General features: G+C 66.9%; 14 protein-coding genes. 9 read left to right on the top strand and 5 right to left on the bottom strand.

The features are described from left to right. Window positions 1-131: 131 nt before the first annotated feature. The 7 genes from dsbD (at window position 132) to purH (ending at window position 8,394) form a co-directional block, all read left to right on the top strand. Window positions 132-2,015 carry a protein-disulfide reductase DsbD gene (gene dsbD / locus GRB96_RS14325; protein WP_161432753.1) on the top strand — a complete coding sequence of 628 codons (1,884 nt, stop codon included), beginning with the start codon at window positions 132-134 and terminating at the stop codon, window positions 2,013-2,015. A 228-nt stretch (window positions 2,016-2,243) separates the two neighbouring features. Continuing rightward, window positions 2,244-2,711, top strand: coding sequence for an acetyl-CoA carboxylase biotin carboxyl carrier protein (accB, locus tag GRB96_RS14320; protein WP_161432752.1), 468 nt, complete (start codon window positions 2,244-2,246; stop codon window positions 2,709-2,711). A 43-nt stretch (window positions 2,712-2,754) separates the two neighbouring features. Beyond that, window positions 2,755-4,104, top strand: coding sequence for an acetyl-CoA carboxylase biotin carboxylase subunit (gene accC, locus GRB96_RS14315; protein ID WP_161432751.1), 1,350 nt, complete (start codon window positions 2,755-2,757; stop codon window positions 4,102-4,104). A 237-nt stretch (window positions 4,105-4,341) separates the two neighbouring features. Next, entirely contained in the window at window positions 4,342-5,256 is a 915-nt protein-coding gene (gene prmA, locus GRB96_RS14310) for a 50S ribosomal protein L11 methyltransferase (protein ID WP_161432750.1), read from the top strand. A 78-nt stretch (window positions 5,257-5,334) separates the two neighbouring features. Further along, complete coding sequence (gene dusB / locus GRB96_RS14305; protein ID WP_161433147.1) at window positions 5,335-6,396, top strand: tRNA dihydrouridine synthase DusB; 1,062 nt, start codon at window positions 5,335-5,337, stop codon at window positions 6,394-6,396. After that, window positions 6,393-6,713 carry a DNA-binding transcriptional regulator Fis gene (gene fis / locus GRB96_RS14300; protein WP_161432749.1) on the top strand — a complete coding sequence of 107 codons (321 nt, stop codon included), beginning with the start codon at window positions 6,393-6,395 and terminating at the stop codon, window positions 6,711-6,713. The genes dusB and fis overlap by 4 nt, the downstream gene beginning before the upstream one ends. A gap of 100 nt (window positions 6,714-6,813) precedes the next feature. Beyond that, the gene (gene purH / locus GRB96_RS14295) at window positions 6,814-8,394 is read left to right on the top strand and encodes a bifunctional phosphoribosylaminoimidazolecarboxamide formyltransferase/IMP cyclohydrolase (protein WP_161432748.1); all 1,581 of its coding nucleotides are present in this window, start codon (window positions 6,814-6,816) and stop codon (window positions 8,392-8,394) included. A gap of 177 nt (window positions 8,395-8,571) precedes the next feature. Here the strand turns inward: purH and GRB96_RS14290 are convergent, their stop codons facing one another. The 3 genes from GRB96_RS14290 to folE form a co-directional block, all read right to left on the bottom strand. Then, a complete protein-coding gene (locus tag GRB96_RS14290; RefSeq protein ID WP_161432747.1) occupies window positions 8,572-10,029 on the bottom strand; it encodes an NAD-dependent succinate-semialdehyde dehydrogenase in 1,458 nt (485 codons plus the stop codon). A gap of 167 nt (window positions 10,030-10,196) precedes the next feature. After that, window positions 10,197-10,598 (bottom strand): dihydroneopterin triphosphate 2'-epimerase, encoded by a 402-nt coding sequence (folX, locus tag GRB96_RS14285; RefSeq protein ID WP_205743548.1) that lies wholly within the window; start codon window positions 10,596-10,598, stop codon window positions 10,197-10,199. Between the two features lie 39 nt (window positions 10,599-10,637). Further along, on the bottom strand, window positions 10,638-11,195 hold the full coding sequence (gene folE / locus GRB96_RS14280) for a GTP cyclohydrolase I FolE (protein WP_161432746.1): 558 nt from the start codon (window positions 11,193-11,195) through the stop codon (window positions 10,638-10,640). 262 nt (window positions 11,196-11,457) lie between these two features. Here folE and GRB96_RS14275 point away from each other — a divergent pair, with 262 nt between their 5' ends. After that, a complete protein-coding gene (locus GRB96_RS14275) occupies window positions 11,458-12,000 on the top strand; it encodes a TraB/TrbI/VirB10 family type IV secretion system protein (protein WP_161432745.1) in 543 nt (180 codons plus the stop codon). A 55-nt stretch (window positions 12,001-12,055) separates the two neighbouring features. Here GRB96_RS14275 and GRB96_RS14270 read toward each other — a convergent pair whose 3' ends face one another. Both GRB96_RS14270 and GRB96_RS14265 read right to left on the bottom strand, forming a co-directional pair. Next, entirely contained in the window at window positions 12,056-13,042 is a 987-nt protein-coding gene (locus GRB96_RS14270) for a serine/threonine protein kinase (RefSeq protein WP_161432744.1), read from the bottom strand. Window positions 13,043-13,083: 41 nt separating this feature from the next. After that, complete coding sequence (locus GRB96_RS14265; RefSeq protein WP_161432743.1) at window positions 13,084-13,800, bottom strand: ComF family protein; 717 nt, start codon at window positions 13,798-13,800, stop codon at window positions 13,084-13,086. 69 nt (window positions 13,801-13,869) lie between these two features. Here GRB96_RS14265 and bioB point away from each other — a divergent pair, with 69 nt between their 5' ends. Beyond that, window positions 13,870-15,000 carry a biotin synthase BioB gene (gene bioB / locus GRB96_RS14260; RefSeq protein WP_161432742.1) on the top strand — a complete coding sequence of 377 codons (1,131 nt, stop codon included), beginning with the start codon at window positions 13,870-13,872 and terminating at the stop codon, window positions 14,998-15,000. The last annotated feature ends 2 nt before the right edge of the window (window positions 15,001-15,002 follow it).

Genomic DNA, 15,002 nt, shown 5'->3' with positions numbered 1-15,002 from the left:
ACCAGCGCAAGCGTTCAGTCCATCCTCGCCCTCATGCCAGGGTCCCGCTCCCCGCGCGATGCCGGGCTGGAACCCCGCGGATCGGATGGGGTCTGATCGCCAGCTACACCCCAAACAAGGACAGGATTTCCGTGATCAGCCTGCGACGAACCGCCCTGACGACCCTGCTGCTGTTGCTGCTGCCGCTCGCCGCCCAGGCCCAGTGGTTCGCAAGCGACGACAAGGAGTTCCTGCCGGTACTTGAGGCCTTCCAGCCCAGTGCCTGGCATGACGGCGAGACCCTCTACATTGGCATGGAAGCCGCCGAAGGCTACTACCTCTATCGCCACCAATTTGCGGTGGAGTCGGCCGACCAGCCGCTGGGGGAACCGGAGCTCCCCCAGGGCACCTTTACCAGCGACGAGTTCCTCGGCGACGTCTATACCTTCCGCGACACCCTGGTCTTCGAGGTACCTTTCGAGGAAACGGCCAGCGGCGTGATACCGATCACCGTCACCTTCCAGGGCTGCGCCGACGCCGGCCTCTGCTACCCCCCCGAGCGTGTCGACCTGGAGGCCGCCGAGCAGCAGGCACCGGCGGCCTTCGCTGGCTGGCAGCCATCTGATGGCGACAGCGATTCCGTAGTGGGGGGCGACGGGGAGCAGGCCGGTGCGACTGGCTCTGCCGGAGACTTCGCGGCACCACAGAGCGAGGACGGCCGCTTCCAGTCGCTGATGGCCGAGGCCAGCCTGCCGCTGGCGCTGGGGCTCTTCTTCCTCGCCGGCCTGGGGCTGACCTTCACCCCCTGCGTACTGCCCATGGTGCCGATCCTGTCGTCGATCATCGTCGGCCAGAACCCCAGCCGGCCACGCGCCTTCGCCCTCTCCGCCAGCTACGTGGCCGGCATGGCGCTCACCTACGCCCTGGTCGGCGTGCTGATGGGCCTGTTCGGGGCCGGACTCAACCTCCAGGCGCGCCTGCAGTCGGCGCCGGTGTTGATCACCTTCGCAGTGCTCTTCACCCTCTTCGCCCTGGCCATGTTCGGCGCCTTCGAGATGCGTCTCTCCCCCCGACTGGCCGGCCGCATCGACGGCTGGCAGGCGCGCGCCCAGCAGAGCGGCCCCGCCGGTCTGGCCCTGGCTGGCGCACTGTCGGTGCTGGTCGTCTCGCCCTGCGTCTCGGCGCCGTTGGCCGGTGCCCTGGTATTCATCTCCACCACCGGCGACGCCGTGATGGGGGGCGCCGCCCTGCTCGCCCTGGGCCTGGGCATGGGGGTGCCACTGCTGCTGGTCGGCACCTTCGGTACCACCCTGCTGCCGCGCAGTGGTGCCTGGATGAACGGTGTCAAGATCGCCTTCGGCATCCTGCTGCTGGGGGTGGCAATCTGGCTGATCGAACGCCTGCTGCCCGCGACCGCCGTGCTGCTGCTGTGGGCCGCACTAGCAGTCGGTACCGCCCTGGCACTCGGCGCCATGTCCACCAACCTGCCCCAGGGATGGGCGCGGGCCCGCCAGGCGCTCGGGCTGCTGCTGCTGGCCTGGGGGGTGGCTCTGGTGCTCGGCGCGGCCAGTGGTGCCAGCGACCCCCTGCGTCCGCTGGCACCGCTGACTGCCGGCGCTGGGCCGGCGTCAGGTGGCACCCAGCCCGCTGCCGAGGTGACCACCGTTGACGAGCTCGACGGACTGCATCAGGCGCTTGCCTCGGTACCCGAAGGTCAGGCCGCCTTCGTCCACTTCACCGCCGACTGGTGCATCTCCTGCAAGCAGCTCGAGCGCCAGGTCTACCCCGACCCGAGGGTCGCCGAGCCGCTGGCCGCCTTCGCCCGCATCAACGTCGATGTGACCGACACCGATGCCGCCAGTCGCGAACTGCTCGACCGCTACGAGCTGTTCGGGCCACCCAGCCTGCTGTTCTTCCACGCCGGCGAGGAGATTCGCTCGGCTCGCATCCAGGGCGAGACCCGCGCCGAGCCACTGGCGGAGCACCTGAAAGGCGTGCTCGGCTGGCTCGAGGAACGCACCGCCGGCAACGTCTGAAACACGCATCATGACGCCGTTCACGCGCCGCTCAGCGGAGCGTGAACGGCGTTTTCGTCTGCGCTGGACATCATCCCGGTTTTTCGGCAAACTCCTGCGCTACCCTCTTTTAACGGCCTATAGAGGCGGAAGAGTCGCCATCTTGCCGCGATCTAATGAAACTTGGCCATGGTTGACAGCACCGGGCCAACGGCCATTCACCGCACCCAACCGATCGGGACGAACGTCATGGATATCCGCAAGGTCAAGAAGCTGATCGAGTTGCTCGAAGAGTCGAACATCAGCGAAATCGAGATCCAGGAAGGCGAAGAGTCGGTTCGCATCAGCCGCCACCCCAACGGCGTGAACTGGCAGCCCAGCATGCCCCAGGGTTACGCTCCAGTGGCTCAGCCGGCTCCCGCCGCGGCTCCGGCACCCGCCGAGAGCGCCGAGCCGGCCACCGCAGAGGGCCCCAGCTTCCAGGGACAGGCCATCACCTCCCCCATGGTGGGCACCTTCTATCGCTCACCGGCCCCCGGCGCCAAGGCCTTTGTCGAGATCGGCTCCCACGTCAAGAAGGGCGAGACGGTGTGCATCGTCGAGGCGATGAAGATGATGAACCAGATCGAGGCCGACCGTGACGGTGTAGTCGAGGCGATCCTGGTCGAGGATGGCGAGCCGGTGGAATACGACCAGCCCCTGGTCGTCATCGCCTGAGCATCGCTTACCTCTTCATTCACCCGACACTGGCGGACCCATCATGCTGGACAAGGTTCTTATCGCCAACCGCGGCGAGATCGCCCTGCGCATCCTGCGCGCCTGCAAGGAGCTGGGCATCAGGACAGTGGCGGTCCACTCCAAGGCCGACCGCGAGCTGATGCACGTGCGCCTGGCCGACGAGGCCGTATGCATCGGGCCGGCCCCCTCGGCCCAGTCCTACCTCAACATCCCGGCGCTGATCAGTGCCGCCGAGGTCACCGACAGCAGCGCCATCCACCCCGGCTACGGCTTCCTCTCCGAGAACGCCAACTTCGCCGAGCAGGTGGAGCGCTCCGGGTTTACCTTCATCGGGCCCAAGGCCGAGACCATCCGCCTGATGGGCGACAAGGTCAGTGCCATCGAGTCGATGAAGAAGGCCGGCGTACCCACGGTGCCGGGCTCCGACGGCCCGCTGCCCGAAGGTGAAGGTGAGGAAGCCGAGATCCTGGCCACCGCACGCCGCATCGGCTATCCGGTGATCATCAAGGCCGCCGCCGGTGGTGGCGGACGCGGCATGCGCGTGGTACACACCGAGGCGCACCTGCTCTCCGCCGTGAATGTGACCCGCACCGAGGCCCACACCTCATTCGGCGACGGCACCGTCTACATGGAGAAGTTCCTCGAGAATCCGCGTCACGTGGAGGTGCAGGTACTCGCCGATGGCCAAGGCAATGCCATCCACCTCTATGACCGCGACTGCTCGCTACAGCGCCGCCATCAGAAGGTGATCGAGGAGGCCCCCGCGCCGATGCTCGATCCCGAGGCCCGCGCCGAAGTGCTCGAGGCGTGTCGCCAGGCCTGCATCACCATCGGCTATCGCGGCGCCGGCACCTTCGAGTTCCTCTACGAGGATGGCCAGTTCTTCTTCATCGAGATGAACACCCGCGTGCAGGTGGAGCACCCGGTCACCGAGATGGTCACCGGCGTGGATATCGTCCGGGAGCAGCTGCGCATCGCCTCCGGTCTGCCGCTCTCCATCCGCCAGGAGGATGTGGAGCTCAGCGGCCACGCCTTCGAGTGCCGCATCAATGCCGAGGACCCGCGCACCTTCATGCCCTCTCCGGGCAAGGTCAGCCTCTATCACCCGCCGGGCGGCCTGGGCGTGCGCATGGACTCCCACCTCTACACCGGCTACACCGTGCCGCCCCACTACGACTCGCTGATCGGCAAGCTGATCACCTGGGGTGCCGACCGTGAAACGGCCCTGACCCGCATGCGGGTCGCGCTGGATGAGTTGCTGGTGGAGGGCATCAAGACCAACACCGATCTGCACAAGGATCTGGTGCGCGACGGCTACTTCCGGCAAGGTGGCGTCAATATCCACTACCTGGAGAAGAAGCTGGGGCTGTAACTCCTTGATCCCCGGCCCCGTCGGCCCCGAGTGCCACATGGCTCGGGGCTGATCCGGCGGCAGGCTTGTTCGGGGGCGCTGTGAACCCCTCCCTGGGCGCTACCGACGCCATCCCTGGCGTAGGACCCCCTCCAAGCCTGCCCCCGGCGCCCCTCGCCGCCGAGCCAAGCCATTATTCCAGGCCGCATCGACACCGCAGTGCGGCCTTTTCATTTCTGAGCCACCACGGGAACCTTTATGCCCTGGCTGCAACTCAAGGCCCATATCGCCCCGGAGCAGGCCGAGACCCTCGAGGAGCTGCTGCTCGCCGAGGGGGCCACCGCCATCACCCTTCAGGACGCCCATGATGACCCTGTATTCGAGCCCGAGCGCGGTAGCACTCCGCTGTGGCATGAGACGGTGCTCACCGGGCTCTACGACGACCTCGAGGGGGTCGATGCCATGCTCGAACGGGTGCATCAGGCCTGGGCTGCCGAGCAGCCCGAGGAGCCCTGCCCCGAGATCGAAGTGGAGCTGCTCGCCGACCGCGACTGGGAGCGCGAGTGGATGGATGACTTCACGCCGCTGCAGATGGGTGAACGCCTGTGGATCGTGCCCAGCTGGCACGAGCCCCCGGAGCCGGGCGCAGTCAACCTGCACCTCGACCCTGGGCTGGCCTTCGGTACCGGCACCCACCCCACCACCGCACTCTGCCTGGCCTGGCTCGACGGCCTGGCGATAAGCGAGGCCCTCGAGGGCCAGGCGATCCTCGACATAGGCACCGGCTCGGGGATACTCGCCATCGCCGCCCTCAAGCTCGGGGCCGCCAGCGCGACGGGCACCGATATCGACCCCCAGGCACTCACCGCGAGCCGCGACAACGCCGAACGCAACGAGGTGGCCGAGGACGCACTGCGCCTCAGCTACCCCGAGCAGCTCGACGACGGCGAGGCCTTTCCGGTCGTGGTGGCCAACATTCTCGCCGGGCCGCTGGTCGAGATGGCGCCGATGATCGCCGGACACATCGCCCCCGGCGGACGCCTGGCGCTCTCCGGCATCCTCGCGGCCCAGGCCGAGGAGGTACTCCAGGCCTATCGCGAACAGGGCCTGCGCATGGACGAGCCGGTCACCCGCGAGGGTTGGGTCCGCCTCACCGGTCGTCGCCCGAGCTAGCCACGCCCCGACTGCCACTTCACCCTGTCCGGCGGGGGGCGTATGATATGCCCCCTCTTGCCGCCACTGCCCCGAGCCATGTCCGACTCCAGCCAGCCACTGCCCCGCATCGGTGACCATACCCTGCCCAACCGGGCCATCCTGGCGCCGATGGCCGGTGTCACCGATCGCCCCTTCCGGCAGCTGTGTCGCCGCCTGGGTGCCGGGCTGGTGGTTGGCGAGATGGTCACCTCGGATCCCAACCTGTGGCACACCCGCAAGTCGCGGCTGCGCATGGACCACCGCGGCGAGCCCGGGCCGCGCAGCGTGCAGATTGCTGGGGGCGACGCTGCAATGCTGGCCGAGGCCGCCCGCCTCAACGCCGACCAGGGCGCCGAGATCATCGACATCAACATGGGCTGCCCGGCCAAGAAGGTCTGCAACAAGGCGGCCGGCTCCGCGCTGCTGCGCGACGAGGCGCTGGTGGCCGAGATCCTCGAGGCGGTGGTGGCAGCAGTCGACGTGCCGGTGACCCTGAAGATCCGCACCGGCTGGTGCGCCGAGAGCAACAATGGCCTGCGCGTGGCACGCCTGGCCGAAGACGCCGGTATCCAGGCCCTGGCGGTGCACGGTCGTCACCGCCAGCAGCGCTACGCCGGACACGCCGAGTACGACACCATCGCCGCCATCAAGGCGGCGGTGAAGATTCCGGTGTTCGCCAACGGCGATATCGACTCACCCGAGAAGGCCGCCGAGGTCCTCGACTATACTGGAGCGGATGCGGTGATGGTCGGGCGTGGCGCCCAGGGCAATCCCTGGATCTTCCGCGAGATCAACCACTATCTGCGCCATGGCGAACCCCTGTTGCCGCCGAGTGACAGCGAGCGTGCCGGCGTGCTGCGCGACCACCTGGACTCGCTCCACGATTTCTACGGTGACTTCATGGGCGTGCGTATCGCACGCAAGCACGTCGGCTGGTACCTGGCCGCCGACGATCGCTTCCATGAGGCCCAGCGGCGCGAGCTGAGGGGGTGCTTCAACCGCCTCGAGAGCACTGCCGACCAGCACCGTTTCATCGATGACCTCTTTGGTCATGCCCATTCGTCGGCCACCGCGCCTGACGAGTCGGGTGCGACCGCGAAAGGAACACGAGCCGCATGAACAGCCAAGCCCTTCCATCCGACCCAGAGCTTTCGACAGGCCGCCAACTGGACGATGCCACGCCTGATCTCTCAGTGCAGGAAGGTGGCCAGCAGCCGCTTCGCGAAGCGGTGGACCTCTCCATGCGCCGCTACTTTGCCCATCTCGATGGCGGTGAAGTCACCGGGCTCTACGCCATGGTAATGGCCGAGGTCGAGGCCCCGCTGCTCGCCTCGGTGCTCGAGCATACCCAGGGCAACCAGACCCGCGCCGCCGAGATGCTCGGCCTCAATCGCGGCACCCTGCGCAAGAAACTCAAGCAGTATGACCTGATATGACGAAGGGAGTCCCCGGCTCCCTTCGGCGCGTCACTCACGACCCGCCACCGCGACTTTCTGCTTATCCATCCATCGCCCCAGACGTCAAGAGAGTGTCCCCATGGCCCAAGCCTCCCCCACCCCGGTTCGCCGCGCCCTGATCAGCGTCTCCGACAAGACCGGCATCGTCGACTTCGCCCGCGGCCTGTCCGAGCAAGGCGTAGAGCTGCTCTCCACCGGAGGCACCTTCCGTCTGCTCCAGGAGAACGCCATAGCGGTGACCGAGGTCTCCGAGCACACCGGTTTCCCCGAGATCATGGACGGCCGGGTCAAGACCCTGCATCCGAAGATCCACGGCGGTATCCTGGGTCGCCGCGGCGAGGACGATGCGGTGATGGCGGAGCACGATATCGCCCCTATCGACATGGTGGTGGTCAACCTCTACCCCTTCGCCCAGACCGTGGCGAAGCCGGACTGCACCCTGGGAGACGCCATCGAGAATATCGATATCGGCGGTCCCACCATGGTGCGCGCCTGCGCCAAGAACCACGCCCACACCACCATCGTGGTGGACGCCGGCGACTATGCCCGGGTGCTGGGCGAGATCGCCGCCCAGGACGGCGCGGTGAGTGACGCCACTCGCTTCGACCTGGCGGTGAAGGCCTTCGAACACACCGCCGGCTACGACGCCGCCATCGCCGACTATCTCGGCCAGCGCGTCCCCGGCGGCGAAGACGGCTTCCCGCGCACCTACAACCTGCAGTTCGAGAAGAAGCAGGCCATGCGCTACGGCGAGAACCCGCACCAGAACGCCGCCTTCTACGTGGAGGCCGATGCCAGCGAGCCCAGCGTGGCGACCGCCGTACAGCTCAACGGCAAGGCGCTCTCCTTCAACAATGTCGCCGACACTGATGCCGCCTTCGAGTGCGTCAAGGCCTTCAGCGATACCGCCTGCGTGATCGTCAAGCACGCCAACCCCTGCGGCGTGGCGGTGGGCGCCAGCGCACTGGAGGCCTACGACAAGGCCTTCGCCACCGACCCCACCAGCGCCTTCGGCGGCATCATCGCCTTCAACGTGCCGCTGGATGCCGACACCGCCCGCGCCATCATCGACCGCCAGTTCGTCGAGGTGATCATCGCCCCCGGCGTAGAAGCCGAGGCCGCCGAGATCGTCGCCGAGAAGCAGAACGTGCGCCTGCTCGACGTCGGTGCCCACTGGCCCGGCAGCCGTGGCCATGCCCACGACTTCAAGCGGGTCACCGGCGGGTTGCTGGTCCAGGACCGCGACCTGGGCATGGTCGGCCGCGACGAGCTCACCGTGGTCAGCGAGCGCGTGCCCACCGAGCAGGAGCTGCGCGACCTGGCCTTCGCCTGGAAGGTGGCCAAGTACGTCAAGTCCAACGCCATCGTCTACGCCAAGGATGGCCAGACCATCGGCGTGGGCGCCGGTCAGATGAGCCGCGTCTACTCCGCCAAGATCGCCGGCATCAAGGCCGCCGACGAGGGCCTCTCGGTGCCGGGCTCGGTGATGGCCAGTGACGCCTTCTTCCCCTTCCGCGATGGCATCGACGCCGCCGCCGCCGCCGGCATCGCCGCGGTGATCCAGCCCGGCGGCTCCATGCGCGACCAGGAGGTGATCGACGCCGCCAACGAGGCCGGCATCGCCATGGTGTTCACCGGCATGCGCCACTTCAGGCACTGACGCCTGCGGCGAGCTGGAAGCTGGAAGCTGGAAGCTGGAAGCTGGAAAGCACCCTAATGTGAATCGCCTCCATGGCCAGGCCATGGAGGCGATTTTTCTTCCAGCTTAAGCCCGCGAAGCGGGCGTTCTTCCAGCTCCCGGCGGAGCCGGGGACTTACAGCTCCGGGCGAAGCCCGGTCACCCCAGATCGATGCAGAGGTACTTGGTCTCCAGGAACTCCTCCAGCCCCTGGTGGCCGCCCTCGCGACCCAGGCCGGACGCCTTGACCCCACCGAAGGGGGCGGCGGCGTTGGAGATCAGGCCGGTGTTGATGCCGACCATGCCGTACTCCAGGGCATCGGCGACGCGCCACACACGGCCCAGGTCACGGGAGTAGAAGTAGGCGGCGAGGCCGTACTCGGTATCGTTGGCCATCGCCACCGCGCTCTCCTCGTCATCGAAGGGGAACACCGCGGCCAGCGGGCCGAAGGTCTCCTCCCGGGCCACCTTCATCTGGTCGGTGGCGAAGCTGATCAGGGTCGGCGTGAAGAAGTTACCGCCCAGCGGGTGCGGGTGGCCGCCAAGCAGCAGCTCGGCGCCCTTGTCCACGGCATCCTGTACGTGCTCGCTCACCTTGGCCACCGCCTTGTCATCGATCAGCGGGCCGATGTTGATATCAGGCTGGGTGCCGTCGCCCACCCTGAGCTCGCTGTGCATGGCCACGGCGAGCTTCTCGCAGAAGGCGTTGACCACGCTGGACTGCACCAGGAAGCGGTTGGTGCAGACACAGGTCTGCCCGGCATTGCGGAACTTCGCCGCCATGGCACCCTCCACCGCGGCGTCCAGGTCGGCATCCTCGAAGACGATGAAAGGCGCGTTGCCGCCCAGCTCCAGAGAGATCTTCTGGATATGCTGCGCGGCGTTGGCCATCAGCTCACGCCCGACCTCGGTGGAGCCGGTGAAGGTGATCTTGCGCACCAGCGGCGACTCGGTCATGGCCGCGGCGATCTCGCTGGCACGCCCGGGTACCACGTTGAACACGCCGCGTGGCACGCCGGCGCGCTCGGCCAGCAGGGCCAGGGCGGTGGCCGAGAACGGCGTCTGGCTGGCCGGCTTGCAGACGATGGTACAGCCAGCGGCCAGGGCCGCCCCGGCCTTGCGGGTGATCATGGCAGCAGGGAAGTTCCAGGGGGTGATGGCCCCGACCACGCCCACCGGCTGCTTGGTCACCACGATGCGCTGATTGGCCTTGGCGGCGGGAACGGTATCACCGTAGACACGCCGTGCCTCCTCGGCGAACCAGCGCAGGAAACTCGCCGCGTAGGCGATCTCCCCGGCGGCTTCCTTGAGCGGCTTGCCCTGCTCGAAGGTCATGATCATCGCCAGGTCATCCTGATGCTCGAGCATCAGCTCGTACCACTTCATCAGGATGTCGGCACGCTCCAGGGCGCTCAGCCCCTTCCAGGCAGGCAGGGCCGCATGAGCGGCCTCGATGGCGCGATCGGTCTCGGCACGTCCCAGGCGTGGCACGTCACCCATGGCCTCGCCGGTGGCCGGGTTGACGACCTGGATCTGTTCGCCACTGTCCGCGGCTACCCAACTGCCATCGATATAGGCGAAGGGACAGTAGAGCTGCGTTTCCTTGAGGGCTTGCATATTGTTCTCCCGCCGCATCGCGGCACTGGTCGGTTTGCCCTCATGCTAAGCGCAAAGGCCCCGGCACTCCAAGCGCGGGGCCCACCTTTTCGCACGCCAGCATCAACGCGGCTCGTGCGGCTCTCTCAAAGAAGCTGACGGCTCTCTCAACGAAGCTGACGGCTTTCTCAACGAAGCTGACGGCTCTCGGAGAGGGTAATGGAGACCGAGTCGGCGAAGCGCAGGGCGTGGGGCTTGTCAATCTCGACCTGGGCGGTCAACACCTGCTCGTGGGCCATGATCAGGTCGAGTACCTCGCGGGTCATGCGCTCGAGCAGCAGGAAACGGTTCTCCTCGACATGGGCGATCACCTGCTTGGTGATGGTGCGGTAATTCAATGCCTGCTCGATATGGTTGAACGCCACCGCCTTGTCGGCGCGATAGCGGATCACCGCGTTGATCACCACGTCCTGACGATTCTTGATCTCCTCTTCTTTTATCCCGATATGGGTGCGCAGGCGAAGGTTCTTGATGCGAATGGTTGCCAGATCGTGGTCGAAGTGCTGGTCGTCAATGGCATGCAGCGGCATGGCCGGCTCTCCTGGGCTCTCAAGAGTATGCGCCTGGATTCAGCGCCCGTTGATCAGCGTCAGGAACTCCTGACGGGTCGACTGGTTCTGTCGGAAGGCGCCGAGCATCACCGAGGAGGTCATGCTGGAGTTCTGTTTCTCGACGCCGCGCATCATCATGCACAGATGGCGAGCCTCGATCACCACCGCCACACCACGGGCGCCGGTCACCTCCTGGACGGCCTCGGCGATCTGGCGGGTGAGGTTCTCCTGGATCTGCATGCGCCGGGCGAACATGTCGACGATACGCGCGAACTTGGAGAGCCCCAGCACCTTGCCATCGGGCAGGTAGGCGATATGGCACTTGCCGATGAAGGGCAGCAGGTGGTGCTCACACATGGAATAGAGCTCTATATCCTTGACCAACACCATCTCGTCGGTCTCCGACGCAAAGACAGCGCCATTGACGATCTCCTCCAGCGACTGGAGATAACCGCGGTTAAGGAACTGCATGGCCTTGGCGGCACGCTTGGGCGTGTCACGCAGTCCCTCCCGCTCGGGATCCTCGCCCAGCGCGAGGATGATCTGTCGGTAGTGGTTGGCGAGCTCTTCTGTCATGGGGGCCCCGTCAGGTCGTCACTGATTGCCAGCTTTCATGTACATAATATATACAGGGACACATTCCTGTACAATTTTTTGTCACTCCAAGCCAATAGTCTAGCAGCCCGCCGCCCCCTTTCGGCATCTCGGCCGACGCGTTCTCGCCATGCCATCCCTCGCGACATCCTGCCGCACCCGAAACCCGGCGGTGAGTCGATGCGTCAGGCTGTGATATTATGCAGTCTTTCATGCTGTGCAGATCTTTCCGCGAGAGCCCGACATGACCAAGACACCCCTGCTGCTGGGCCTCCTGCTGGCCCCCTCCCTGGCCTTCGCCACCACCCTGGTGCTTCCCGCCGATGCCCGCCTGGAAGTGCAGGTGGTCTCGTCATTGAGCCTCGACGCCGAGGCGCCTCGCCAGGACGACATCCTGCTGCGCCCGGTGGCCGATGGCAGCGGTAGCCATCAGGTACCCGATTACTGCGTGATGGTCGGTGATGCGCAGCTCGATGGCGAACGCATCCGTATCACCACCTCCAGCGTCACCTGCATCGACACCGAAGGCAGCGACAGCCACATCTACAGCGGCGAGATCTCCGCCGCGGCCTACGACAGCGACGGCGAGTTCGGTATCAATGCCTGCCAGGACGGCCGCTGCGAGATCACCCCGGAACACGGCTTCGAGCTCCAGGTGGCCAGCGAGTTGGCCATCGAGGAGCAGGAGAATCCCTCCGAGCAGATCAATATCGAACGTCGTCAGGCCGAGGGTGACGGCGTCGCCAACCCGATCCCCGCCGAGCAGCCCGACCCCGACGCCCAGTAATCCCCCCCACCGACAGCTGATCCGCGCCTCTTCGTCCAGAAGAGGCGCGGCGTCTTCATGCCAACCAGCGCGGCGCCCGCTCGAGCGCCTGGCGCTGCTGCTCCAGGGTCCTGATATGGCCGTCCCAGTAACCCGCATCTGCCAGCCAGGGAAAGGCTACCGGAAAGGCCGGGTCCTCCCAGCGTGACACCAGCCAGGCGCTGTGACGCAGCAGGCGAAGGGTACGCAGCGGCTCGGCCAGGGCCAGTTCGCGGCGGTCGAACTCGCGGTGCTGCTCGTAGCCTTCGATCACCTCCGAGAGCTGCATGTGCCGCTCCTCCGGGGCCTGCGCGGTGATCAGCATCCACAGATCCTGCACCGCCGGGGCCATCAGACAGTCGTCGAAGTCCACCAGCGCGAAGTATTCGTCGCGACCCAGGATATTGCCGATATGGCAGTCACCATGGACGCGTATCGCCTGCTCTGGGTCCCAGCGATATGCCACCAGCGCTTCATGCAGCGCCGTCGTGACACGCTCATAGGCCTGGCGCTGAAGGCGACCCAGCCAGGGGCCGGCGAGCACACGTTCGCGGGCGTCGAGCACCATGCCATCCATGTCCATGGCGCCGCGGTGCCTGAAGGGCTTCCGCTCACCCACCGCATGCACGCTGCCGATCAGTTCGCCCAGGGCAAACAGGTGGGCGGGGTTCGCAAGTTCCGGCGCCTGACCCGGCAGTTGCGGAAAGAGCGCGAAACGGAAACCCTCGGCCCGGTGCAGGCTGTGCCCCGCTTCATCACACCAGGGAGCGGCCACCGCCACCTCCTCCGCGGCCAGCTCGGCCAGGAAGTCATGCTCCTCCTGGATGCGCGCATCGCTCCAGCGCTCCGGGCGATAGAATTTGGCCACCCAGCGACGGCGCTCGTCATCGTGGACCAGGTAGACACGGTTCTCGTAGCTGTTCAACGCGAAGGGCTCGCCTGGCAGCCAGAAGCCCAGCGACTCGATGGCCGCCACGACCCGGGCGGGCGACAGAGTGGAGAAGGGGTGCAGATCGGCGTCCATGGTCCATCCTCCAGGGAAAACCCCACTCTACCAGGCTTTGCTCATATTTCCCCCAGTGGCGTGCGTGCCACCGCCCAGGCCTCCACCTCCTCGGCTCCGGCGGCCAGACAGGCGCGAGCCAGGGCCTCCAGGGTAGCGCCGGTCGTCATCACGTCGTCAAGCAGTGCCACACGCGCCGGCAGGGAGTCCTGCATCCGGAAGCCTCCGCGCAGATTAGACCGCCGCTCGTGGCGGTCGAGCCCCCGCTGACTGGGCGTATCATGCAGGCGTCGACCGCGCAGCAGCGGCACCCCCAGTCGCCTGGCCAGCCTTGCCGCCAGCCACTCGGCCTGGTCGAAGCCGCGCCCGCGGGCACGACGCGCATGCAGTGGAACCGGCACCAGCGCCTCGGGCCACGCCGTCGCCTCCTCGCTCAGTGCCGTTTCCAGCAGCGCCAGCAGCACCGTTCCGGCCCGCGGTGAGGCCTGGAACTTGAAGCGCCGCACCAGCCAGGCGATCTCGTCGCTGTAGCGCAGCGGTGCCCGAGTACGCACGAAGGCCGGTGGCTGGCGCAGGCAGGCGCCACAGGTCCGGCCCCGCCACGCCTCGGGCTGCGGCTCGCCACACAGGGGGCAGGCGGGCAGGTTCCACGGCAGCCCCTCGAAGCAGGCCTGGCACCAGGGCCGCTCGGCGAGGGCCGGCGCGAGGCAGAAGGCGCATCGCCCCGGCAGGGCCCGGCGCAGCACTCTGTCAACCAGAAGACCAATGCGAGTTGACATCGTCATCTCGGACCGTAAGCTATCCGTCAACCTGTTAATTCCCACAAAGTTGACCATAGGCACTCCCCCATGACACCGACGCCGCCGTCCTGTGCAGTCGATACCCAGAACCTAGCCACCCCGAGCGAGGTGCGCCACGACTGGACCCTCGACGAGATCGAGGCACTCTTCGCCCTGCCCTTCAACGACCTGCTGTTCCGGGCCCAGCGGGTGCATCGCGCCCACTTCGACCCCAACGCTGTACAGGTCTCCACCCTGCTCTCGATCAAGACCGGCGCCTGCCCCGAGGACTGCAAGTACTGTCCGCAGTCCGGCCACTACAACACCGGCCTGGGCAGGGAGAAGCTGCTGGAGATCGAGAAGGTGGTGGCGCAGGCCCGGGCGGCCAAGGACGCCGGCGCCAGCCGCTTCTGCATGGGGGCGGCCTGGAAGAGCCCCCGCGAGCGCGACCTCAAGGTGGTGCTGGAGATGGTCCGGCGGGTCAAGGCGCTGGGGCTCGAGACCTGCATGACGCTCGGCATGGTCGATGGCGAACAGGCCGGGCGCCTGGCCGAAGCCGGGCTCGACTACTACAACCACAACCTCGATACCTCACCGGAGTACTATGGCGAGATCATCACTACACGCAGCTACGCCGACCGCCTGGCGACCCTTGGCCACGTGCGTGACGCGGGCATGAAGGTGTGCGCCGGCGGGATACTGGGAATGGGCGAGGCGCCCCGCGACCGCGCCGCCCTGCTCCAGCAGCTGGCGCGCCTCGAGCCGCACCCGGAGTCGGTGCCCATCAACATGCTGGTCAAGGTGCCCGGCACGCCCCTCGAGGCGGTGGACGACCTCGACCCCATCGAGTTCATCCGCGCCATCGCCGTGGCACGCATCCTGATGCCGAAGAGCCACGTGCGCCTCTCCGCCGGCCGTGAGCAGATGGATGATTCGACCCAGGCACTGGCCTTCCTGGCCGGGGCCAACTCGATCTTCTACGGCGAGAGGCTGCTGACCACCGCCAACCCCCAGGCCGAGCGCGACCGGGTGCTGTTCACAAGGCTCGGCCTGCATCCCGAGCGCAGAGACACCTGCGTCGATGACGACCAGGTTCAGACGAGCGTGGCCGCCCGCGTCGAGGCCGACCTGGCCCGTCAGGCGGCGCGGAAAGCCGCCGCCCGGGCCAGCGAGCTGACCTACGACGCCAGCCAGAGCTGAGC

The organism is Halomonas alimentaria (assembly GCF_009902005.1).
GTDB lineage: Bacteria > Pseudomonadota > Gammaproteobacteria > Pseudomonadales > Halomonadaceae > Halomonas > Halomonas alimentaria.
The sequence above is the reverse complement of the archived record's forward strand: the minus strand, read 5'-3'. Positions and strand labels throughout refer to the sequence as shown.